The sequence below is a fragment of the Massilia horti genome (assembly GCF_004614195.1).
Lineage (GTDB): Bacteria > Pseudomonadota > Gammaproteobacteria > Burkholderiales > Burkholderiaceae_D > Telluria > Telluria horti.
The window spans coordinates 65,536-87,677 of record NZ_SPUM01000102.1; the positions used below are offsets into that span (position 1 = coordinate 65,536).

General features: G+C 63.0%; 15 protein-coding genes. 11 read left to right on the forward strand and 4 right to left on the reverse strand.

Annotated features, from left to right (window positions below):
* The first annotated feature begins 54 nt into the window (after positions 1-54).
* Complete coding sequence (locus E4O92_RS15015; RefSeq protein ID WP_135190544.1) at positions 55-1,041, forward strand: tetratricopeptide repeat protein; 987 nt, start codon at positions 55-57, stop codon at positions 1,039-1,041.
* A gap of 190 nt (positions 1,042-1,231) precedes the next feature.
* On the opposite strand, the gene E4O92_RS15020 is transcribed toward E4O92_RS15015, so the two are convergent.
* Positions 1,232-2,968, reverse strand: a complete 1,737-nt coding sequence (locus E4O92_RS15020; RefSeq protein WP_135190545.1) for a bifunctional metallophosphatase/5'-nucleotidase — start codon at positions 2,966-2,968, stop codon at positions 1,232-1,234.
* 22 nt (positions 2,969-2,990) lie between these two features.
* Positions 2,991-4,595 (reverse strand): methyl-accepting chemotaxis protein, encoded by a 1,605-nt coding sequence (locus E4O92_RS15025; RefSeq protein WP_135190546.1) that lies wholly within the window; start codon positions 4,593-4,595, stop codon positions 2,991-2,993.
* A 160-nt stretch (positions 4,596-4,755) separates the two neighbouring features.
* Between E4O92_RS15025 and E4O92_RS15030 the strand changes: the two genes are divergently transcribed.
* The 8 genes from E4O92_RS15030 to E4O92_RS15065 all read left to right on the forward strand — a co-directional run bounded on the left by E4O92_RS15030 (position 4,756) and on the right by E4O92_RS15065 (position 15,181).
* Complete coding sequence (locus E4O92_RS15030; protein WP_135190547.1) at positions 4,756-6,075, forward strand: ATP-binding protein; 1,320 nt, start codon at positions 4,756-4,758, stop codon at positions 6,073-6,075.
* 172 nt (positions 6,076-6,247) lie between these two features.
* Entirely contained in the window at positions 6,248-6,736 is a 489-nt protein-coding gene (locus tag E4O92_RS15035; RefSeq protein ID WP_135190548.1) for an Hcp family type VI secretion system effector, read from the forward strand.
* The gene (locus E4O92_RS15040) at positions 6,737-7,123 is read left to right on the forward strand and encodes a Rap1a/Tai family immunity protein (RefSeq protein ID WP_135190549.1); all 387 of its coding nucleotides are present in this window, start codon (positions 6,737-6,739) and stop codon (positions 7,121-7,123) included.
* Entirely contained in the window at positions 7,120-7,590 is a 471-nt protein-coding gene (locus tag E4O92_RS15045; RefSeq protein WP_167759802.1) for a T6SS effector amidase Tae4 family protein, read from the forward strand. The genes E4O92_RS15040 and E4O92_RS15045 overlap by 4 nt, the downstream gene beginning before the upstream one ends.
* A gap of 402 nt (positions 7,591-7,992) precedes the next feature.
* Positions 7,993-10,125 (forward strand): hypothetical protein, encoded by a 2,133-nt coding sequence (locus E4O92_RS15050; protein ID WP_135190551.1) that lies wholly within the window; start codon positions 7,993-7,995, stop codon positions 10,123-10,125.
* A 150-nt stretch (positions 10,126-10,275) separates the two neighbouring features.
* Entirely contained in the window at positions 10,276-11,550 is a 1,275-nt protein-coding gene (gene pelA / locus E4O92_RS15055) for a pectate lyase (protein ID WP_135190552.1), read from the forward strand.
* Positions 11,551-11,722: 172 nt separating this feature from the next.
* A complete protein-coding gene (locus E4O92_RS15060; protein WP_135190553.1) occupies positions 11,723-13,540 on the forward strand; it encodes a glycoside hydrolase family 28 protein in 1,818 nt (605 codons plus the stop codon).
* 30 nt (positions 13,541-13,570) lie between these two features.
* Entirely contained in the window at positions 13,571-15,181 is a 1,611-nt protein-coding gene (locus tag E4O92_RS15065; RefSeq protein ID WP_229483387.1) for a DUF5060 domain-containing protein, read from the forward strand.
* 208 nt (positions 15,182-15,389) lie between these two features.
* On the opposite strand, the gene E4O92_RS15070 is transcribed toward E4O92_RS15065, so the two are convergent.
* Positions 15,390-16,796, reverse strand: a complete 1,407-nt coding sequence (locus E4O92_RS15070; RefSeq protein WP_229483389.1) for a glycoside hydrolase family 88/105 protein — start codon at positions 16,794-16,796, stop codon at positions 15,390-15,392.
* Positions 16,797-17,015: 219 nt separating this feature from the next.
* Positions 17,016-19,928 carry a TonB-dependent receptor domain-containing protein gene (locus E4O92_RS15075; RefSeq protein ID WP_135190554.1) on the reverse strand — a complete coding sequence of 971 codons (2,913 nt, stop codon included), beginning with the start codon at positions 19,926-19,928 and terminating at the stop codon, positions 17,016-17,018.
* Between the two features lie 347 nt (positions 19,929-20,275).
* Between E4O92_RS15075 and E4O92_RS15080 the strand changes: the two genes are divergently transcribed.
* Together E4O92_RS15080 and E4O92_RS15085 are read left to right on the forward strand one after the other, a co-directional pair.
* Positions 20,276-21,403, forward strand: a complete 1,128-nt coding sequence (locus tag E4O92_RS15080; RefSeq protein WP_135190555.1) for an MlaE family ABC transporter permease — start codon at positions 20,276-20,278, stop codon at positions 21,401-21,403.
* Positions 21,404-22,141, forward strand: a complete 738-nt coding sequence (locus E4O92_RS15085) for an ABC transporter ATP-binding protein (RefSeq protein WP_135190556.1) — start codon at positions 21,404-21,406, stop codon at positions 22,139-22,141. It begins immediately after the preceding gene.
* Position 22,142: the final 1 nt, after the last annotated feature.

Below are 22,142 nucleotides of genomic sequence, written 5' to 3' on the forward strand. Positions count from 1 at the left end.
GCGCCTTCCGGCGCTCCCCGCAACAACCGTGGCTTTCTAAGAAAAGAGAACTTGATGAAAATCGGATCGATAATCAGTCCCGTAGCCGCCCTAAGCCTCCTGATCTGCGCCCAAGCGATCGCTGCCAACGATTATTCGCCCTTAATCAGGACGAAGAAATTCGCAGAAGCCGAAAAGCTCGCCAATGCAAAACTGGCCCAGGAACCGGCGAATGCCGAAGCGCTGGTCGCCAAAATAAAGGCCATTCTTGGCGAAGGCCCGGCCAGCCGCCTCGAAGAAGCCGTCAAGCTCGGCGAACAATGTGTAGCAGCCCATCCCAAGCAGTCCGAATGCCACGAAGCGTATGGCAATGCAATGGCCGCGAAGGCGATCGACGGCGGCATCATGTCGGCGATCAGTTCTGCGGGAACGATGCGCGATGCTTTCAAAAAGGCGGTCGAGCTTGACCCGCGCAACTTCGACGCTCGCTATTCGCTGCTTCAGTTTTACTTGCAGGCGCCGGGAATCGCGGGCGGCGGCGTGGGCAAGGCCCAGGACCTGGTTTCCCAGACGGCGGCCATCAACCCGGTCGCCGCCAAGCTGCTGTCCGCGCATATCGATCTTTCCGAATCACGCCTGCCCCAGGCGGAAGCCACCGCCATGGCGGTACAGCCGGGGAACGACGAGGCACTGGCCGATAACCAGCGCGACCTGCTTGCCAACCTTGGCACCCAATACCTTGCCGGCAAAAAGTACGCCGACAGCGAGCGCGTTTTCCGCAACGTGCAAAAACTTTTTCCTGACAGCGAATGGGGGCTGTATGGCCTGGCCCGCATCCAGCAGGAACAGGGCCGCCACCGCGAAGCAATCGCCGGCTTCGAACAGTCGTTGGCAGTCTTCCCCAAGGCGGCAACCTACTATCGGATCGGCCTATCGGCAATGGCACTGAACGACAAGGCAATGGCCGCGTCTTCGTTCGAGCGCGCGCTATCGTTCAAGAGCGGGCTGTCGAAAAAAATGCGAGCCGACGCGCAATCGCAGTTAAAGGCGAGCCGCGGCTAAGCCCAGCTACCACGTCGCCCCCGCGAAGGCGGGGGCCTATACTGAGCTGGCGTAGCACGCTGCCTATGGGGGGAACAGCGCCAGTGGCGCTGTTCCCGCCTTTCGTGAACGACGGAGCAAGTGGCTGGGGTGAACTGGCGGGAAGCCGGCAAGCACCAGTTCCAAAGTGTGCCAACGCCTCCCCTCCCCGTCACTGCTTGCTGACCGCCCCAAGTGGCTGGATCTCACGGATGCCGTGCTCCGCTTTGGGCAACGGTTTGACCAGGCGAATCCGGTTCAGCTCCAGGTCCTGTGCACGCAGGGTCTTGCCGGGCAGTGATTCAAGATACATTGTCACCACCTCGGTCGCATCGAGCATGCCACCGTCCTTGTCCCTTAGAACGCGAATGTTATTGGCAGACAGCCTGTTAATCAGGGTTGGGATCTGGTCGTAATAAAAACCGGCCACGGTGTAGGTGGCATCCAGCTGCACGGGTTGTCCGTTGATACGAACATTGCTCACGCGCGAATCCTGGCTTGCTGACGGATCAAAGTCCGCGGTCAAGCCGCTAAAGCCTGCAGTCCAGCCGTTGACCCACTCGCCGGCCCGTGCCTGCGCGTTCTGCGGCTTGCCCTCCAGCGACTGCTTGATTTGGGCGCCGGTCAGTTCGCCCCTTGCAATCTGCGCCCCCACCGGCAAGAAGTGGTAGAGGTCCTCGAGCTTGATCGGTCCAGGTGCCACGACGGTACCGTAGCGGAACCCGGTGATCACGCCCAGCTGTGCACCCGCCTGCGCACGGAACGCATCGGTCAACATGTCATGCGACGACCCTTCGAGCACTGCTGGCATGGCCTCGTTGGCGAAATTACTACGATGCAGCGCGACCTCGGTCTGCCCGACTACGGTGTCGATCGGTTGGCGCAACGGCGCTCCGCTGAACGGGTTGGTGACGGCACCCGCCCTGAACTGCGGCCCCCTCACCATCGGCGCGCGCGCCTGGGCGACCAGCGCCGCAATATTCGGGTCCTCGGCCAGCTTTTCGGTGATCCGGTGCGAGACATACTTCTTCGCGATCACCTTCCCCTTTTTCACGCTCAAGCGCAGCTCGCCTACCGCCTGGCCATCCATGCCCTGCTCGACGATCAGCGTGCCATTGCGCGACACCACAGGCACGGGCGTCACCTCGTGCTTGTCGGACGAAAGAATCACGTCAACGCCAGGGATTGCGTCGGCCAGCGACAGGTTGCCGTGCAGCCCGAGCTCGGAAATGACGACGACCAGGTCCACGTCTTGCGCGCGCAGCTCCTTGACGTATTTATCGTATTCCGCGGCACCATCGGTAAAGCGCAGGCCGGCCGTGATCTTCGGATCGCCAGCTTGCGGGCCACGATCGGACGTAAAGCCGATAATGCCCACGCGCAGACCATTCACCTGCTTGACGAGATAAGGCGGCGCCACGGTCTGGCCATTCTTTGCTTGCAAACCTGGGTAATTGTCGTAGTACAGGTTGGCGATCACCGGATGCCATTTCGCCTTGGCGTCCGGTCCAATGAAGTCCGAGAGAAACCTGTCGGTGCCATACACATAGTCCCAGTTGCCCGGAGCGTAGGCGTCGAATTCGAAAGCGTTGAGTACCTTGATCATCGCTTCACCCTGGGTGAACATTGCCTCGGCGCTGCCGTGCACTGTGTCGCCCGTGTTGACCAGCAGGGTCTTGCCCGCGTTTGCGCGGCGAATGTGATTGACCAATGTGTAGATGCGGGCCACGCCCCCTTCCGTCTTGCCGGCTGCATCGCTGCGCACGCTCGGATGCGGGACCAGATGGCCGTGCAGGTCGCCCATGTGGATGAGCGTGACTTCTCCGGTGCCCACTCCAGCAAACGCGGACGCGCCAAGGGTAAGGGCGACAGTCGTTGCCGCGCTCGACAATGCAAATTTCAACTTCATCAGAACTCCTTGCTTGGAAATCTCAGGTACGCGCGCCCAACAAGGCGGGCTCGGAACGGGTGACAACCGGTGCGGTATTGGAATCGGCCAGCATGAAGACGCCGACCGTGCGTGCCAGATCGTCGGCCTGCTGCTGCATGGCGCCTGCCGCAGCGGCTGCTTCCTCGACCAGTGCCGCGTTTTGCTGGGTGGCCTGGTCCATCTGCGCAATCGCCTGGTTCACCTGCTCGATGCCGGCGCTCTGCTCGTTGCTGGCGGCGCTGATCTCGCCAATGATGTCGGTCACGCGCCGCACGCTGTCCACCACCTGATCCATCGTCTTGCCCGCACGTTCGACCAGTTCGCTGCCGGCCTCCACGTTCTCGCGCGAGGTTTCGATCAGGGCCTTGATCTCCTTGGCTGCGGCGGCGCTGCGCTGCGCCAGGCTGCGCACTTCGGCCGCCACCACCGCAAAGCCGCGTCCCTGCTCGCCGGCGCGGGCGGCTTCGACCGCCGCATTCAATGCCAGGATATTGGTCTGGAATGCGATCCCGTCGATCACGCCGATAATTTCGGACATCTTGCGCGACGAATCGTTAATGGTCCCCATCGTATGGACCACCTGGGCCACGACCGCCCCGCCCTGGGCCGCGACATCGGAAGCGGAGGATGCCAACTTGCTGGCGTGCCGCGCATTCTCCGCGTTCTGGCGCACGGTGGAGGTAAGCTCCTCCATCGACGACGCGGTTTCTTCGAGCGCGCTGGCCTGCTGCTCGGTGCGGCTTGACAGGTCCTGGTTCCCGGCCGCGATCTGCTCGGAGGCAGTGGCGATGGTGTCGGTGCCGGAGCGTACGTCGCTGACGATCTTCACCAGATTGCCGTTCATCTCGCGCAGAGCGCCCAGCAACTGGCCGGTCTCGTCGCGGCTGGTCACGCTGATCCTGCTGGTCAGGTCGCCGGCGGCGACGGTCTGGGCGACCCGCAGCGCCTGCGACACCGGATGGGTGATCGAGCGTGCGATCACGAACGTGAAAGCAAGGCCGGCGATGACCGCGACAACGGTGAGCGCAAACACCAGGGTACGGCCGCTTTGGGCCAGCGACTCCACTTCCTTGGCCCGGGCATCCAGACTCTTTTGCAGCTGCTTCTTGAGCTTTTGCTGGCTCTCGGTCAGCGACGCGTGCCTCGGCTTGACCTCTTCTTCCATGATCCGGCTGGTTTCTGCCTGGTTGCCGTCGGCCTTGGCCTTGTAGGCTGCGTCGAGCCAGGTGCGATAGCCCGCGCGCCGCTTCTGTGCCTCCTCCAGCAGCGCTTTGGCTTCCGGATCGACCAGCATTTCTTTCAGTTGCCGCTGCAGTTCCAGGCCACGCTTGGTCGTGGTGGCAATCGTATCGAGAAAATATTTGGTGCCCTCGGCGTCCCCCGCCTTGAGCGCGGCGATGCTGCGCACTCCCGTGACCTCGGCCAGGCCGGCCCACTCGTTGGTAATGCGCGCCATGACCAGATCATCCTGGACCATCAGCCGGGTGGTCTCACCGACTGCTTGCAGGCGCCAGATGCCAATGCCGGCCACGAATACCAGCAACAACAGGAGACTGGCGAAGCCGATGCCCAGCCGCGCGCCAATTTTAAGGTCAGCAAATCTCATAAACGGTAGCTTTCTCAGGATGAACAGAAAACAAACTATTGCCTTGCGGAAACAAAAGGGTAACATCCTAAGCAAGCCAGGTTAACGCAACGTTAACCCGTCCTTGACACGCCATTGTTTCGTCGCCATAGTCCAACGCTTTTTGAACAATGGGTGAAACATGACCCTGCGCCTGCGCCTACTTCTCACGATCGGCTCCTGCTTTGCGCTGTTCTGGGCGCTCTCCTCCGTGTGGATGCTGATTGACCTGCGCGGCGAATTTCGCGACGCGCTCGACGAGCGCCTGGCGGCATCGGCACGCATGGTGGCGGCGCTGGTGGCCGACTCGGCGCAACTGGCCGGGCGGCCCGACACGCCCATTTCCGAGCCCTACCTGGTGCCCACCGACGGCGTCGCGTGCGAAATCCGGTTGCTGCGCGGCGCTGTCATCGGCCGCACCCAGAACAGCCCCAGACAGCTTGGAATGGTCACCCCCGGCTTTCGCACCCGGATCATCGACGGCGTCGGCTGGCGCAGCTACACGGTGGAACGCAATGGCGTGCGCATCACGACCGCCGACCGGGTGGAACGGCGCGAACGGCTGTTTCACGACATCGCGCTCACCACCTTTGTGCCGTTCCTGGTCGCCATGATCGCGACCATGTTCGCGCTCTGGTTCGCCGTGCGCCGCTGCCTGCGTCCGCTCGAGCGCATCCGTAGCACGCTCGCCTCGTGCGCGCCGCACGCGCTGCAGCCGTTGCCCGAACAGGATCTGCCGCCCGAACTGTCGCCGCTGGCCTCGACCGTGAACACGCTGCTGGCCAGGCTCGGGCGCGCGATCGAGCGCGAACGCCGGTTCACGGGCGACGCCGCCCACGAATTACGCACGCCACTCACCGGCGTGAAGACGCATATCCAGGTGGCGCGCCTGGCCGGCGGCGGCTTGGCGCGCCACACCGCATTGAGCCAGGCCGAGGAAGGCGTGCGGCGGCTCCAAGGGACGATCGATCAGTTGCTGACGCTCGCCCGGGTCGAGGGGTCGGTGTCGTTCGACGAAGATGAAGCGATTGACGCGGGCACGGCCGCCCGCGCGGCGATCGCGCAATTGGGTAGCCATCATGGTGAAAGGGTGCATGTGGCCGACGAAGGCGGAGCTGCCCACACGCTGGGCGTGCCCGCATCACTGGCCATTACCGCGCTGCGCAACATTCTCGACAATGCAGTCCGCTACGGCGCACAGGACACACCGGTCACCCTGCGCATCCAGCCGGGGCTGCGTCGGGTGACATTCACCGCCGTGGACCATGGCCCCGGAATGAGCGATGCCGATATCCGCAATGCCGGGCAGCGTTTCTGGCGCAAAGGCGGCGGCAATGGCAGCGGACTTGGCCTATCGATCGTCAACGCGATCGTTACCCGCTACGGCGGCGAATGGCGGCTGGAAGCGCGCGAAGGCGGCGGACTTGCCGCTGTCATTACACTTCCCACGGCCGAGTATTAAAGCGAACGATCAGGGGTCACAAGCTTATCGCTTGCGACCCTTTTTTGTTTTGAGCCGTGGCTGTCCGGCTGCCGCTATGCGTTTGACCTGCAACGAGCCTTCTGTTGACCGTAAACAAGTTGCCGCAAATCCAACTCCGTGAAAATGGCCTTACACCAACCACGGAGGAAAAATGGCCATCGATGCATACCTGAAGCTAGGTGAAATCAAGGGCGAATCGGCCGACGAAGTGCACAGGGGCTGGATCGAGTGCACGTCGGTCAACTGGACCATCAATCAACCGAAAAGCACGACGACGTCGACCAGCGGCGGGCACACTGCCGGGCGTGCAGAGCTCTCGGATGTCACCTTCCACAAGCTTGCTGATCTTGCTTCACCAATCCTGGCGCAACACTGCGCGATGGGCAAGACGATACCAAAGGCGAAACTCGAATTCTACCGCGCGGATGGCGATGGCAAGCGGGTCAAGTACTACGAGGTGGAGCTCGAGAACGTGCTGGTGTCGCACGTGGCCCAGGGCGTGAACGACGGAGGGATGACGGAGAACATCGGGCTTAAGTTCTCCAAAGTGAAGTGGACGTACACCCAGCAGCGAATTTCAGGGGGCGTCGGTGGCAGTACGGTCGGCGGGTGGGACCTTGCATCCAATCGGGTGGTGTAAATGCGCGGCCTGATCCTATTGGGTCTAGCGGTCGCGGTCCCATGTTTCGCGCAGCCCGCCTGGGACGGCCCTTGGATGACTGGCGAGCGGCTCTTAAAAATGGTGACCTTCCGGCCAGACGTCAAAAACAACTTCGATCTCACACCAGAAGAGTACCTGGAGTCCGAGCGGGCACGCGCTTACATCAACGGCGTGCATGACACGACGGAAGGTAGGGGGTGGTGCTACAGCCAGCGCTACCACCCGGGACCAGAAGCCCTATTGGATGACGTCCTGGTCGGATTGCGCAAGCTTCCGCCACAGCAGCTAAAGCGCAACGCAGGCGACCTGATCGTGGAAATCTGGGGTCGCAAATGGCCCTGCGCAGATCGGAGGAAGCAACGATGAAACCGTTATTTGCCGTGCTCAAAGCACACCACATGGGATATCAGGTCACGGTCCCACAGGTCTATGATGCGATTGGACACCCAAATTTGGCGCAAGAGCCGAACTGGGAAAACACGTGCGCGATTCGAATGAGCGTGGCACTGATTGCGGCCGGCATTAAGATCAGAACTGGGCCGGCCAGACTGCGGATTAAGGCGGGGAAGTTCAAAGGGGAGCAACTCGAACCAAGTCAACGCGTGCTGTCGGATTTTCTAGTGCACGAGGTCGGCAAGCCGGAGAAATACAGAGACGGCAGAGACGCGCACACCCACATCGACCGGAGGCGCGGCATCATCTCCTTCTTTCAACTCCACGGGACGCGACAGGGGCATATTGACCTCGTCTCTTTCGAGGATTGGCCTCTAATTCAATGCAGCAGTGCGTGTTTTTGGGATTCAGCCGAGGTCTGGTTTTGGGAGCTTCATTGAATCGCCTGGTCGGCTGCGCTACCACCACCGCCTACTGAATATGTGATGGGCACGGGGCCATTTGGAAGTCAGCGAAGATTCGCCGGATCTCCGGGTGATCGGCCTTCAGCCGCCGACCAATAGAATCGAAAAGACAGGTCAGCCTTCGAGCTGACCTTTTTTTCCTCCGTTGTACGTTGAACGGGCATTCTTATTCCGCTCCTTAGAGACTACGTTGGCAGCAGTCAAGGGAGACAGGTCAACAGGCGAATTCCAACAGGAGAAATTTTCCAAAGAGGCTTTAGAACTTTGCCTAATGTTGCATTTCGCTTATGATGCTTAACCAGAAGCACTCACCTGTAACTCCATTGACCGGTGCGCCCTACCCTGCTGCCCACCGCCGGCCATGCAACCCAGCCTGCCATGACGCGACGTTATCTTGCTTGTGTTTCCCTGCTCGTTACCCTGGCGAGTGCCAATGCCGCTCCCCCACCCCAGCCAATCGACCGTTACGCCGTCGTCACGCGCCACAATCCGCATCTGCAGGCGATTGATCCGATGGCGCCCCTCTCAGTCGGTAACGGGCGCTTTGTCTTCACTGCCGATGTGACTGGCCTGCAGACCCTGCCGGACCATTACTGGTCCAAAGGCACGCCGATCGAAACCCAGGCCCGCTGGTCGTGGCATCAGAACCCCAACCCCAACGGCTACAAACTGGCTGATGCCAACCGCGATTTCACCGCACATGGCCGCACCGTCGGCTACCCCACCAACGCAAACACCCCGGCCGGACAGTGGCTGCGCGAGAATCCCCATATCCAGCCGCTTCCGCAAATCGGGTTCGTGCTGACCGGCGCCGATGCGCGCCCCATCGCAAGCGCGGACCTGACCGGCATCGACCAGCGGCTGGACATGTGGAAGGGCCAGCTGCACAGCCGCGTGCAGCTGCTGGGGCAGCCGGTCAGCGTGACCAGCGCGGTCAGTCCGGACAGCGACACGCTGGCACTGCGCATCCAGTCCCCCCTGTTCGCCAGCGGCCGCGTCGCCGTGCGCATCGCCCTCCCCCTCGGCTACGACCTGCGCGTGAAGCACAATCCTCCACTGGATTGGCGCACGCCGGACGCGCACTCTACCGTAGTGCTGGAGCAAACCGGCGACAAGCTGGTCGTGGAACATGAGCGCGACGGCTCGCGCTACGCCATGACGCTGGCAAGCACCGCCGCGTTGAAGATCGCCCATCCGCAGACCCATGTTTTCGAGATTGCGCCAAAGGCAGGCGAAACGCTGGACGTGACCGTGTCGTTCGCCCAGGCCGGCGTCGCCCCAGCGCAAAATAGCGCGAACGTGTTCGAGGCCAGTAACGCCTACTTCCTCGCATACTGGAAGAGCGGCGCCGCCGTCGACTTCAGCGGCAGCACCGACCCGCGTGCGCATGAACTCGAGCGCCGTGTGGTGCTGTCGCAGTACCTGGCCGCGATCCAGCTGGGTGACGACTTGCCGGCCCAGGAAAGCGGGCTGACCACGGCCACCTGGTATGGCAAGCACCATACCGAGATGGTGTGGTGGCACACTGCGCACTTCGCGCTGTGGGGCCGCCCCGCTTACACGGCGCGCACCCTCAGCTGGTACCAGCGAACCCTTCCGGCGGCCCGCGCCGTCGCGGCCGAGCGCGGGCTGCAAGGCGCACGCTGGATGAAGATGACCGGACCGGAGGGCCGCGAAAGCCCGGGTGGCAATCCGCTGATCGTCTGGAACCAGCCGCACCCGATCCACCTCGCCGAGCTGCTGTACCGCGCCGATCCCTCGCCCGCCACGCTGGCGCGCTACCGTGAATTGGTGTTCGAGACCGCGCAGGCCATGTCGTCCATGTTGTACTGGGAGTCCGAGCGCAAGCGCTACGTGCTCGGGCCGCCGCTGTGGATCGCACAGGAGATCTATGACCAGTCCACGAGCATGAACCCGACCTATGAACTGAGCTACTGGGCACGCGGTCTGGAGATCGCGCAGCAGTGGCGTGAGCGGCTCGGCCTTCCGCGCGATCCGGACTGGGAAGACAAACGCACGCACCTGTCGGCGCTGCCACAAAAGGACGGCAAGTATGTCGCGGTGGAGTCGCACCCGGACACCTGGGACAACGTGGAGAGCCGCCACGACCATCCGTCGTTCCTGATGGCGCTGGGCCAGCTGCCGGGCGATGGCGTTGACCGCGCGGTCATGCGCCGCACGCTCGACGCAGTACTGACGAAGTGGGACTGGGCTACCAAGATCTGGGGCTGGGACTACCCGATGATCGCGATGACGGCCGCCAGGCTCGAAGCGCCGGAGCTGGCCGTCAAGGTGCTGCTCAAGTCCGATGGCCCGAACAACGGGTACACCCAGGCCGGACACAATCCCAACAAGGGACTGCCTGTTTACCTGCCTGGCAACGGCGCGCTACTCGCGGCCGTGGCAATGATGGCCGGCGGCTGGGACGGCGCGCCGGCACGCCCCGCCCCCGGCTTCCCTAACGACGGCAGCTGGGTCGTGCGGGCCGAGGGATTCCAGCGCCTGCCGTAAATCGAATTTGCGTCCGGGTTCTGGAATATGTGAACATAAATGCTGTCGTCGCTCGACCGGACGACAACAAAAACATCATGAGACAAATTGGAGGAAGATTTGAAAAGGGCAGCAGTTAAAAAAGCCGCGAGCACCGGGAGGGCTCGCGGGATGAAGGCCTTCTATACAGCGCCGCTCTGGATGGCGCTGGCGGCCATTCCGGCGGCGTCGATTGCCGCGGTGGTCGGCCACCTGACCCCGGCCAAGGAAGTTACCGAGGCACGGATCGCGAGCCTCCCGGCCGCGCAGCAGGCGCCGTGGCGCGCCTATCTTGAGCGCTCGCGCAAGCTGATGGCGGCCGACCAGGCGGCACTGGCTGCCGAGCGCGCGGCGGGCTCCGCTCCCGAAGGGCCGTTTGACGGACGTGGCACCGGTTCCGGCATGCCGCTCAATCGCGGCGCCGCATGGTATGCGTCGCCCGAAGCGCGCCACGTCGCCGACAATATCGTCAGCTTCCAGACCCCGGCCGGCGGCTGGGGCAAGAACGTCAATCGCACGGGACCCGTGCGCCAGCGCGGCCAGAGCTACGTGCTGGTCGAAGGCAAATGGGCTTATGTCGGGACGATCGACAACGATGCCACCACCACCGAGCTGCGCTTCCTCGCCCGCGTGCAGGCGCAGGCGCCGGGTGAGGCGGGCAAGGTGTATCGCGATGCCTTCCTCAAAGGCGTGCGCTATCTGCTCAACTCCCAATATCCCAACGGCGGCTTCCCGCAGGTCTATCCGCTGGAGGGCGACTATCACGACGCCATCACCTTCAACGACGACGCGCTGATCCAGGCGGTAGAAGTGCTCGACAGCGTGGCTGCACGCCAGGGCGACTATGGCTTCGTCCCGGCCGACGTTGCCTATGAAGCGCGCGAGGCGGCGGCAAAGGCGCTGCGCCTGATCCTGACGACCCAGGTGAAAGTCGACGGCGTACACACCGGCTGGGGCCAGCAGCACGACGCGCTCACGCTCGAGCCGACGGCCGCGCGCAACTTCGAACCGGCGGCGCTGACCAGCAACGAGACCGCTCCGGTGCTCGTGTACCTCATGGGCCTGCCCAACCCGTCGCCGGAAGTGGTCGCGGCCGTGCATGCCGGCGCCGCATGGCTCAAGCGCGTTGCGGTACGCGATGTCGAATGGACCGGGAAGTCGAAGGATGTTGGGCGTCAGGCGGTTGCCAAGCCCGGCGCCGGCCCGATCTGGTCGCGCCTGTACGATATCGCGTCGATGAAGCCGATCTTCGGCGATCGCGACCGCACCATCCATGACGACGTCAATGAGATCAGCCTCGAACGGCGCAATGGCTACAGCTGGTACGGCACTGGACCGGCCAAGGCGCTGGAGCAGTATGAAACCTGGTCGCGCGCGCATCCGCAACAAGCGAGCGCACGCCCATAAACCTTTCGTCGCCACCGATAAATCGGCGGACGACACAACAATTTAACGACCGGGCGACCTCGGCCACCGATTCGGCGTGGCCCTCGTCTGAACGGCACGGAGCACGCGAGGTGCTCCAGTTCGCGCCGCAATTGGGCAGGCGCGCCAAGATCCAACAACTGGAGACATCAACATGACCATGCCCCCTCGTTTCGCGCGTCGCCGCACGCTCCTGAAATCTGCCGCAGCCGCCGGGCTACTTTCCGCAACCGGCTTGCCTTCGCTCGCTGGCGCCGCGCCTGCCGATCCCTGGGCACGAGCACAACAGATCATCGACCGCTTCGCCAAGCCTTTGCCATTCCCGAAGCGCGACTTCGACATCACCAAATACGGCGCCAAGCCATGCAGCCTGCGCAAAGTGAAGGGCTTCGTGACCATCGAACACAAGGGCGAGGTCGACACGCCCGTCGCCGGATCGCATGACAGCTATCCGGCCATTCGCGACGCGATCGCAGCAGCCCACAAGGCCGGTGGCGGACGTGTCCTGATCCCGGCCGGGAACTGGTACTGCAAAGGACCGATCGTGCTGCTGTCGAACGTGCATGTGCACCTGGCCGCAAACGCACAGGTCTTCTTCAGCGCCAACCCGCACGACTTTGCACGCGACGGCGACTACGACTGCGGCCCGAACGGCAAGCTGATTCTGTCGCGCTGGCAGGGCAACGACTGCCTGAACTTCTCGTCGATGGTGTATGCGCGCGGGCAGAAGAATATCGCGATCACGGGCGAGGACTGGACCAGCGTGCTCAATGGCCAGGCCGGCGTGCCGTTCGAAGATGGCAGCGGCACCTGCTGGTGGGGCATGAATCGCAAGGGCGCCCTACCCGGGGCGCTGCACCAGGGCGTCAACAATCCGGCCAACCCTGAGTCGCTGGCCGCGCTTGCGCCGCAACTGGACGCAGCCACGCTGGCGCGCATCCAGGGCGACAAGCCTAACTGGCGCAGCGACGAGATGTTCCTGCCGGCGCTGTCGGAAGCGGGCGTGCCTGTGGAGCGCCGCGTATTCGGACTGGGGCACTTCCTGCGCCCGAGCATGGTCGAATTCATCGATTGCACCGACGTGCTGATGCAGGGCTACCAGGTGGTGAGCACGCCGTTCTGGATCCACCATCCCGTCAATTCGCGCAACGTCCACATTTCGAAGGTCAGGATGGATAGCATCGGGCCGAACTCGGACGGCTTCGATCCCGAATCCTGCGATACCGTCCTGGTGGACGGGTGCTGGTTCAACACCGGCGACGACTGCATCGCCATCAAGGCCGGCAAAAACCTGGACACCCAATACGGCCCGACGCGCAACGTGGTGATCCAAAACAGCGTCATGAACAGCGGCCACGGCGCCGTCACGCTGGGCAGCGAAATGTCGGCCGGGATCGAGCACGTGTACGCCCAGCACCTGGACGTGCGCAACATCAACTGGGCCACCGACCCGCTCAACACCGCGGTACGCCTGAAGACCAACATGAACCGTGGCGGCTACCTGCGCCACTTCTACGTGCGCGACCTGAAATTGCCGAACGGCGTGCGCCTCAAGCCGGGCTTCTACACCCCGATGCCAGGCGGACCGGTGCCCGCGAAGACCGCAGCGGCGGGCGCGGGCGCCGTGATCACTTTCGACTGCGACTACTCGCCGGCTTTCGACCTGGTGCGCAGCCGTCCTCCCGAAATATCGGACATCCACATCTCCGACATCAAGGTTTCGAACGTCAATTCGAAGGAAGGCAGCTTCTCGTGCTACCAGGCGTTCGTGGTCATGGGGCCGGTGGCCACCAGCTACAACGGCCCGGCGGGCGCGCCAATCCTGCCGGTGACCGACGTGACCATCAGCGACTGCGATTTCGGCACCCCGATCAACGCGGATATGCCCTGGTTCCTCCACAACGCCAAACGGGTCACCCTGCGCAACGTCACGATCGGCGGCAAGGTGTACAACGAATCGCTGGCCGGCTGAGCCGACAGAGCCAAAAAAGCAGGTTGAATCATGAGAAGACAGTTTTTGTTGTGGGCGGCGGCGCTGGGCATGGCGCTGTGCGCGCCGCTTGCGCACGCACAGCCTAAGAGTGGACCCTCGGTGAACGGATTCGGGATCGCGGCAGCGAACGGTCCTGTCGAAAAGTGGGGAACCATCGAAATCGAGCTTGCCGGTCCCAGCACCGGCAATCCGTTCATGGAGGTCGAACTCTCGGCTGTTTTTCGCCAGGGTCAGCGCCAACTGCAGGCTACAGGGTTTTACGATGGCGACGGCAAGTACAAGATCCGCTTCATGCCTGATAGCGTCGGGGTCTGGCAATACGAGACGAGCAGCAACCGCCCGATCCTGAACGGCAAACGCGGAAGCTTCACGGCCGTCGCCCCGGCAACTGGCAATCACGGCCCTGTCAGGGTGCGCAATACCTTCCATTTCGGGTACGAGGACGGGACGCCTTTTTGGCAGGTGGGCACCACCAGCTATGCCTGGGCCCATCAAGGCGAGCAGTTGCAACAGCAGACTTTGCAGACGCTTGCCACCAGCCCCTTCAACAAGATCCGGATGGCGGTGTTCCCGAACAGTGACGTGAAAAATACGCCCTCACTGTATCCGTTCGAGGGCACCGCGCCGTTGCAGTGGGACTTCTCCCGATTCAACCCTGCTTTCTTCCGTCACCTGGAACAAAGGATTTCGCAGCTGCGCACGCTTGGCATCGAAGCGGACCTCATTTTGTTCCACCCTTACGACAAGGGGCATTGGGGCTTCGACCGCATGCCGGCCGACGTGAATGAGCGCTATCTGAAATATGTGGTCGCGCGCCTGGCCGCGTATCGGAATGTCTGGTGGTCGATGGCCAACGAGTTCGACTTTCTGAAGGAGAAAAAGCCGGAAGACTGGGACCGTTATTTCGAGATCGTGCAGATGAGCGATCCATACCAGCACCTGCGCTCCATCCATAACGCTTTCGTCCTCTACAACCATACCAAACCGTGGGTGACACACGTTAGCATCCAGAACGGCGCGGTCACCGAGGACTATGAACGGGCCGTTTTGTACCGTGACGTTTACAACAAGCCGGTCGTGTACGACGAAGTCAAATACGAAGGGAATTTCCCTCAACGCTGGGGCCAGCTCTCCGGCGAGGACATGGTGCTGCGGTTCTGGGAAGGCGCAATCGCGGGTACCTACGTGGGCCACGGCGAAACGTTTACCGAACCGAGCGGCCGTGCCTGGACCGGCCAGGGCGGCACGTTGCACGGCCAAAGTCCGGCACGGCTGGCGTTCTTTAGAAAAATCCTGAGCGAGAGTCCTGCCGAGGGCCTGGAGCCGATCGACAAATGGCAAGGCAATCCGTTTGCTGGAAAACACGCCCAGTATTATCTCGGCTACTTCGGGCGGGACACGCCCACTGCCTGGCCTTTTGTCCTTTTCAAGACAGGCCTGGCCGATGGAATGAAGTTCAGGGCGGAAGTGATCGATACCTGGAACATGACGGTCACGCCGGTTGACGGGATTTTCGAAGTCAAAAAGCGCGATAACTATACGTTCGCTGACAAGGACGGGCGCAGCATTGCGCTGCCGGGACGGCCGTATATGGCTTTGCGGATTGTGCGGGTGCCGTAAGCGCCACTTCCCGGGGCCTGTTGGCTGAAACGCTAACGGTCCTCACGATCCGCGTGCGCAGCAGAGCTGCACACCCTACGCGACGCGCCGCATCGGATGAATCGTAGGGTGTGCAGCTTTGCTGCGCACGCGGTGCGAAGTATGCCTCAGGTTGGCACCGCCGCTAAGCCGGGCAAGCTGAGAACAGCTTTGCCCGGTACATCGCGAATCAGTGGTGCTCGCGGTAGTTGGTTTGCACGCCCTTCGGCATGTAGTGGTAGGTGCGCACCTTGTACTCCACCGAGATGTCCGGATTCTTGATCAGGCGGATCATCTCAGCGCCGGCCAGCAGCATCGGACCGTAGCCGTGCAGCGCGTGCACGCTGGTCGGACGCGCATAGTAATACGCCTGGTCGCTTGCGAAGGTGGTGCCGACGCAGGTGCCTTCCACCTGGCCTTGCTCGTTGATCCTGGCCGACAGCGCCTGCCAGCCGGTCTGTGCGATCGAGCCGTAGGTCGTGGGGCTGATCCAGCCTTCGTTGATCGCGTGGGCGATCACGTACACGAAGATGGCGCTGGCCGAGGTCTCCAGGTACGAATCCGGACGGTCCAGCATCTGGTGCCACAGGCCGGCGCCGGACTGCAGTTCGGATATGCCCTTGATGGACTTGCGCAGCTGCGCCAGCACCTTGGGATAGCCGGGGTGGTTCTTCGGCAGCACGTCCAGCAGGTCGGACATCGCCAGTACCGCCCAGCCATTGGCGCGTCCCCAGTAGAAGCGCGGCGCGTCCGGATTGTTGGCGTTCCAGCCGTGGGCGTAGATGCCCAGCTTGTCGTTGTACAGGTACTGCGACATGTTCAGCACGTTCTTCACGGCGTCGTCGTAGTACTTCTTCTGGCCGGTCATGTGCGCCATTTCCGCCAGCGCGGGTACGCCCATGTACATGTCGTCATTCCACAGGGACCAGGCTTGCGGCCGGTTGCGCGCCAGCGTGCCGTCTTTCAGGCGCACCTGTTTGTTGGCGACCCAGTCGCTGCAGGTGGCGATGATCGGCTGCAGGTCCGGGCCGATCTTGTTCAGGCGCGAGCGGATCAGGGCCGTGGTGCAGAACGAACCGGCATCGTCCAGCGAGCGCGGGTCGATCAGGCGGGCCAGGCTGTTGGCGCGCTCCAGCTTGAACTGCTCTTCCTGGCGTTTGAAATATGGGTAGGTTTGGCCGATGAAGTTCAGGTGGCGCTCGGTCATGGCGGTAAAGCTGGCGTCGCCCGTGATCTGGCGCGCCTTGATCAGGCCCGCATGGACCACGCCCATTTCATACACGGTGATGCCGAAGTCGCCCTTGGCCGGTTCGATGACGGCGTCCGCCACCGGGTTGGTCAGGTCGGTGATCGGCTGGCCGGTCTTCTTGCTGACGATGCGGGTCGGGGTGACGCTGTCCAGGTAGCCGCGAATGCGCTGCAGCGATTGGGTGATCTCCGCCACCACCGGCATCTTGTACGGGATCGGGTAGGTTCCCTCTCCCACGTCGTTCGGGTTCTTGTTATCCGGGTTCCGATACGGTCCCTCGGCATAGGCTGCGTTGACCGACAGGGCGAGAATGGCGGCGGCCATCAGCGTGGTGTATTTACTTCTCAAAGCGTCCCCTCATCCAAGTAACAATGTTTTTAGTGATCGGGCTATTCTAGATTGGTCAGATCAGATAGGCAATTGGTCGAACCAATTAAAAAGCGCCCGCCCCCTTGCCCGGGCCAGGCGGCACGGTTTGCATGCAAGGGGAGCGGGCGCTGGCAAGCGGCGGAACGGACCGCGCCACGCGCCAACACTGCCGGCGCGCGGTGCGGCACCTGGCCCCGCTTAGAACTTGTACTCGACCGAGAAGCGGTACACGCGACCCATCATGTCAGCCATGCTGGTGACGTAGCCACCGCTGTAGATGGTGTTGGCGGTGAGCGGCGGCCATTTTTCCGTGATGTTGTTCACACCGACGTTGATCGAGGTGTTGGGAATGCCCGTGTACTTCACGTTCACGTTGTACTGGCTGTACGCTTCCACCTTGGTCAGGTTGGAACCTGCGCGCGGCGTCAGGTCGGTCAGGCCGGTGTTATAACGCTGCGACAGGGTGGCTTTCAACGGACCTTTGCCCCAGCTGACGGAAGCGGTGTGCTTCCAGCGCGGGTTGATCTGCGGCATACCTGCCAGGCCGGAGTTCGGGCCCGCGCCGCCGTAACGGCCATCGTTGGTGATGATGCCCACGTTGCTCATCCACGCGCCATCCTTCTCGGCCTGGAACTCGTACTTCTGGATGTACGTACCGTTCAGCTTGGCGTCAAAGGTGCCTACGCTCGTTTTCGGGAAACGATAGCTGATCGACAGGTCAGCGCCACGGGTGCGCATCTGGCCACGGTTGGCCTGGCTCGCGATGATGTGGTCGATCGTGCCGTCGGCTTTACGGATGAACGAGGAGTTGTACTTGTCCGGGTTCTGCTGGATCTCGGCGATCGCCACTGCACCCAGCACGTCGGTCAAGCCAATGCCCCAGTAGTCGAGCGTGATCGACAGGTCTTTGATCGGCTCAAACGCGCCGCCGAACGAGAAGCCGCGCGATTTTTCGGGCTTGAGGAAGTCGTTGTTGGGCGACTTGGTCCAGTACATGGTCTGCACGTTGCAGTACAGGTCAGCCGAAAGGCCGGGCAGCGGGGTGCCGGTACCGGGCACGGTCGGCTGCGAGCTCGGGCACTTCTGCGGGTCGTCCATCACCAGCGTGCGCACTTCCGGCGTCGGATTCTGGATGTCCGCGATCGACGGCGCGCGGAAACCGGTCGACAGCGAGCCGCGCAGCACCAGGTTCTGCATCGGCTGCCAGCGCGCGGCCAGCTTCGGATTGACGGTGGTCTGCTTCAGGTCCTGGTAGTGGTCGGCACGGACCGCGCCGTTGAGCGAGAACGTCGAGGTGATCGGTGCTTCCGCCTCGAGCACCAGCGAGCTGATGTCGCGGTACAGCTTCTTCGCCACGCCCTGCGGGGTTTCGCCGACCAGGTCGGACTGCGTCACGTTGCCGGACGCGTCGATGTAGTAGCTACCGTCAGGCTTCTTCAGCACGTAGTCCAGCTGCGGGTTGAAGGTGCGTGCCGAATCGCGGCGCAGTTCGCCCGACACTGCCAGCATCAGGTCGCCGCCCGGCAGCGCCCATACGCCGCGCGTGAAGGTGGCGTCGACGCTCTTGTTGTAGGCCTTGTTCAGACGGTAGGTGTAATCTTCCGCCTGGATGCTCTTGAGGTACTCCAGGCCGGCCGCGTCCTGCAGGCCGAACGGGTTCAGGATGCCCTTGTTGAAGCCTTCCTGCGCCTTCGAGTACAGGATGTAGCCTTCGCCCACGCGGGTGTCGCGGTAGGCCGCGCCGTAGTTCAGGCCAACGCGGTAATCCCAGCCCAGCACTTCGCCTTCGGCGGACAGCACGATGCGGTTGTTGGTCTGCTCGTCGTTACGATAAGCCGGCCCCAGTTCCGCCGGACCCCACACGAAGTAGATGGTCCGGCCGTTCATGTTCAGGTTGCTGACCGTGCCCGGGGTCTTGGTCGGGTCGATGTACATCGTCGGCGAGTTCGAGCCGGTGTTGCTGCCCACAACCTGCACCGCCGGGGTGATGCCGTTGCCCGGGTAGAAGCGGCTGGTGGACGGCATCGAATAGGTGGTGGCCGGCTGGTTCGCGCCCGGCGTTTGCATGCCGCGGTACTTCTGCACGGTGAAGTTGGCGTGCAGGATGTCCAGGTCGATCTTGTGGCCACCCGGCAGGTTCCAGCTCACGCGGGAGCTGATGTTGCTGATCTTGCTGCCATCGGTAATCGCGGTCCAGAACAGCGGATTGCGGAAGCAGCCCGGCGAATAGGTCGGATTGGGGTCAGCGCTCTTGTTGCCCAGTACCGGCACCGAATACGGCGGCAAGCAGCCGTTGGCGAAGGTCGTGTTGTAGTTCGAGTTCGACCCAGTGGCAAAGCCGAAGTTGGCGGCCGGGTTGGGGTTCTTGTTGTCAGGGGTCATGCCCAGGCCGAGCGTGCGCAGGATCGCCGGATCGTGCTGCTGCGGGCGGTCGCCCTGGAACAGCGCGGTCTTTTCCTGGTGGTCGATGGCGATGTACGCGTTCCAGCCATCGGTGCTCAAATTGCCACGGCCGAAAATGGCGCCGAACGATTTGGTCTGGCCGCCACCATTCATCTGCGGCGTGGCATACTCGGCTTTGACGGAAGCCCCATTGTAGCCGCGCTTGGTATAGTAGTTCTGCACGCCGCCCATGGCGTCCGCGCCGTAGATGGACGAGGCACCGCCTTTCAGGGTTTCGACGCGGTCCATGGCCATGCGCGGCATCACGTTGACCGACACGTACTGGTCTTGCAGCGGCTCGTTGGCCAGGCGGCGGCCGTTGAGCAGCGTCAGCGTACGCATCGGGCCCAGGCCGCGCAGGTTGGTGATCGGGCCGGCCGCGCCGCTGTTGGTGCCCAGCGACAGGGACTCGGGCATTTCCAGCACCAGGTCCTTGAGCTCGGTGTGGCCACGCGCTTCGAGCTCGGCGGCCTTGATGGTGGTAACGGCGCTCGCGCCCTCGTCGGTAGCGTGGCGGATCAGCGATCCGGTCACCACCACCGACTGCATTTGCGCCTGCTCGCCGTCAGCCGACTGCGCCTGGGCGTAGCCGGACATCTGAAGCACTGCCACCGCAACGGCCGAAGCCAGGGTGACGCGCTTGAATCGGTAAATACTCTCTGTGGACATACTGCCAGTCTCCTCTTGGGTATCAGATCGAATTGGTTCGACCAGTTATTTTTGCTGGTAGGCCAAATCGTAAAGTGGTTAGACCAAGATGACAAGCCGGAAAGGTTTTTTTTTGGGCAATTAGAGGCAAATCCGCCACGCTTGGGACCTTGACAGCCGCGCGTAACCCGCTAGAGCGCCCTTCCAGCTGGGCTCGCGCGCCCGACCGCCGGCGCGGCAGCAAGGTTCGACCGTGGTTCTGATACGGGTCAAAGAAGCCGCCGACCGAAGGCGGAGACTTGTTCTTTTGGCCTGACCACGCCGCGCGCCCCGCCCCGGCTCGCCCGACACATCTGTCGGCAACCACCATGAGCGCTGAACCCTGCCTGATCGAACAGACCCACGAGGCCGGCGCCCAGGTCCTGTACCTGATCGGGGCCTGGCGCCTGGCCAATGTGCCGACGATCGTCGACCTGCTGCGCGGCCTGCGCCTGGAGCCGGCGCGCGATTACATCGTGGACGGCAGCCGGCTGGAATCGGTGGACACCGCCGCCGGCTTTGTCCTGGTGCGGCACCTGGCCGAACTGGGCTGCACCTCCGCAAACATCACCCCGCGCGGATTCGATCCACGCTTCCTGCGCCTGCTCAAGCTGGTGCGTGAACGGATGGGCACGCCACCGGCAACGGAGCGCTCGGAGCGTCCGAACTTCGTCCGCCGCATCGGTTCGGCCACCCTGCGGCTGGGTTCACTCTTGGCGAACCACGTCGCCTTCCTCGGTGCGGTCGCGCTCGAAACGCTTGCCTTGCTGCGCAATCCAGGCCTGTTTCGCCTGCGCGAGACGGTGTCGCACTTCGAGTCGGTGTGCATCGACGCCATTCCCATCGTGATGCTGGTGAACTTCCTGATCGGCGTGGTGCTCGCCTACGTGCTCGGGTCGCAGGCGCAGTTGTATGGGGCGAGCGCGTTCGTGGCCGACGGGGTGGGCCTGGCGGTCTCGCGCGAACTGGCGCCCATCGTCACCTCGGTGATCGTCGCCGGCCGCTCGGGCGCCGCCTTCACCGCACAGATCGGGGCCATGAAGCTGAACGACGAAATCGACGCCATTACCACGCTGGGCCTGTCGCCGATCCAGGTACTGGTCATCCCGCGCCTGTTCGCACTCATGCTGGCGCTGCCGCTGCTCGTGTTCGCAGGGGACATCGCAGGCATCCTCGGCGGCATGCTCATATGCGCGAAGCAATTGAATATTTCGCCGGGAGTGTTCATCCACCGCGTGCATACGGTGCTCGCGATTCGGCATTTTGTCATCGGAATCGCCAAGGCGCCGGTGTTCGCGGTGTTCATCGGGCTGATCGCGTGCCGCATGGGCATCCTGGCCGCGCGCGACGCGCACGGCGTGGGCGACAACACCACCTCCACGGTCGTGCAATGCATCGTCTGGGTCATCGTGCTGGACGCGGTGTTCGCGGTGATTTTCCAACAGCTGGGGATCTGAATGGACGAGGTGATCAGGGTCGAGTCGGTCGTCACCCGCTTCGGGGAACAGCTGGTGCACGACGGCGTCAGCTTCGCGGTGGGGCGCGGCGAGGTGGTCGGACTGATCGGCGGCAGCGGCAGCGGCAAGTCGGTGCTGCTGCGCGAGATCATCGGCCTGATGCACCCCACCAGCGGGCGCATCGAACTGCTGGGAGTGAACGTCTGTGCGGCCGAGCCACAGCAGATGAACTCGGTGCGGCGGCATTTCGGCGTGCTGTTCCAGGACGGCGCCCTGTTTTCCTCGCTTAACGTTGCGGAAAACGTCGCCGTACCGTTTCGCGAGCATACCGACCTGCCGCCCAACGTGATTGCGCCAATCGTCGGCTTCAACCTGGCCCTGGTGGGGCTACCCGTCAACGCCAGCTGCAAATCCCCGGCGCAGCTTTCCGGCGGGATGCGCAAGCGCGTCGGCCTGGCCCGCGCCCTGGCGCTCGAGCCGGAGGTCGTCTTTCTCGACGAGCCCACCTCTGGCCTGGACCCGGTCAGCGCGCGCGACTTCGGCCACCTGGTGCGCGTGCTGGCGGACAGCCTGAGCCTGACGGTATTCATCGTCACGCACGACGTGGACCTGCTCGTGTCGATCATCGACCGAGTGATCGCCCTCGCGCGTGGCAAGATCATCGCAAACGGCCCGGTAAACGAAGTAAGAAGCTCAACCGATCCTTGGTTGCGCGACTATTTTTCAACATGTGGCTGAA

What these genes read in the sequence shown, in the direction of transcription:
- E4O92_RS15060 (WP_135190553.1), top strand. Translation starts at nt 11,723, where the DNA reads ATGACCATGCCCCCTCGTTTCGCGCGTCGCCGCACGCTCCTGAAATCT.
- E4O92_RS15085 (WP_135190556.1), top strand. Translation starts at nt 21,404, where the DNA reads ATGGACGAGGTGATCAGGGTCGAGTCGGTCGTCACCCGCTTCGGGGAA.
- pelA (WP_135190552.1), top strand. Translation starts at nt 10,276, where the DNA reads ATGAAGGCCTTCTATACAGCGCCGCTCTGGATGGCGCTGGCGGCCATT.
- E4O92_RS15030 (WP_135190547.1), top strand. Translation starts at nt 4,756, where the DNA reads ATGACCCTGCGCCTGCGCCTACTTCTCACGATCGGCTCCTGCTTTGCG.
- E4O92_RS15045 (WP_167759802.1), top strand. Translation starts at nt 7,120, where the DNA reads ATGAAACCGTTATTTGCCGTGCTCAAAGCACACCACATGGGATATCAG.
- E4O92_RS15050 (WP_135190551.1), top strand. Translation starts at nt 7,993, where the DNA reads ATGACGCGACGTTATCTTGCTTGTGTTTCCCTGCTCGTTACCCTGGCG.
- E4O92_RS15020 (WP_135190545.1), bottom strand. Translation starts at nt 2,968, where the DNA reads ATGAAGTTGAAATTTGCATTGTCGAGCGCGGCAACGACTGTCGCCCTT.
- E4O92_RS15035 (WP_135190548.1), top strand. Translation starts at nt 6,248, where the DNA reads ATGGCCATCGATGCATACCTGAAGCTAGGTGAAATCAAGGGCGAATCG.
- E4O92_RS15080 (WP_135190555.1), top strand. Translation starts at nt 20,276, where the DNA reads ATGAGCGCTGAACCCTGCCTGATCGAACAGACCCACGAGGCCGGCGCC.
- E4O92_RS15015 (WP_135190544.1), top strand. Translation starts at nt 55, where the DNA reads ATGAAAATCGGATCGATAATCAGTCCCGTAGCCGCCCTAAGCCTCCTG.
- E4O92_RS15025 (WP_135190546.1), bottom strand. Translation starts at nt 4,595, where the DNA reads ATGAGATTTGCTGACCTTAAAATTGGCGCGCGGCTGGGCATCGGCTTC.
- E4O92_RS15075 (WP_135190554.1), bottom strand. Translation starts at nt 19,928, where the DNA reads ATGTCCACAGAGAGTATTTACCGATTCAAGCGCGTCACCCTGGCTTCG.
- E4O92_RS15040 (WP_135190549.1), top strand. Translation starts at nt 6,737, where the DNA reads ATGCGCGGCCTGATCCTATTGGGTCTAGCGGTCGCGGTCCCATGTTTC.
- E4O92_RS15065 (WP_229483387.1), top strand. Translation starts at nt 13,571, where the DNA reads ATGAGAAGACAGTTTTTGTTGTGGGCGGCGGCGCTGGGCATGGCGCTG.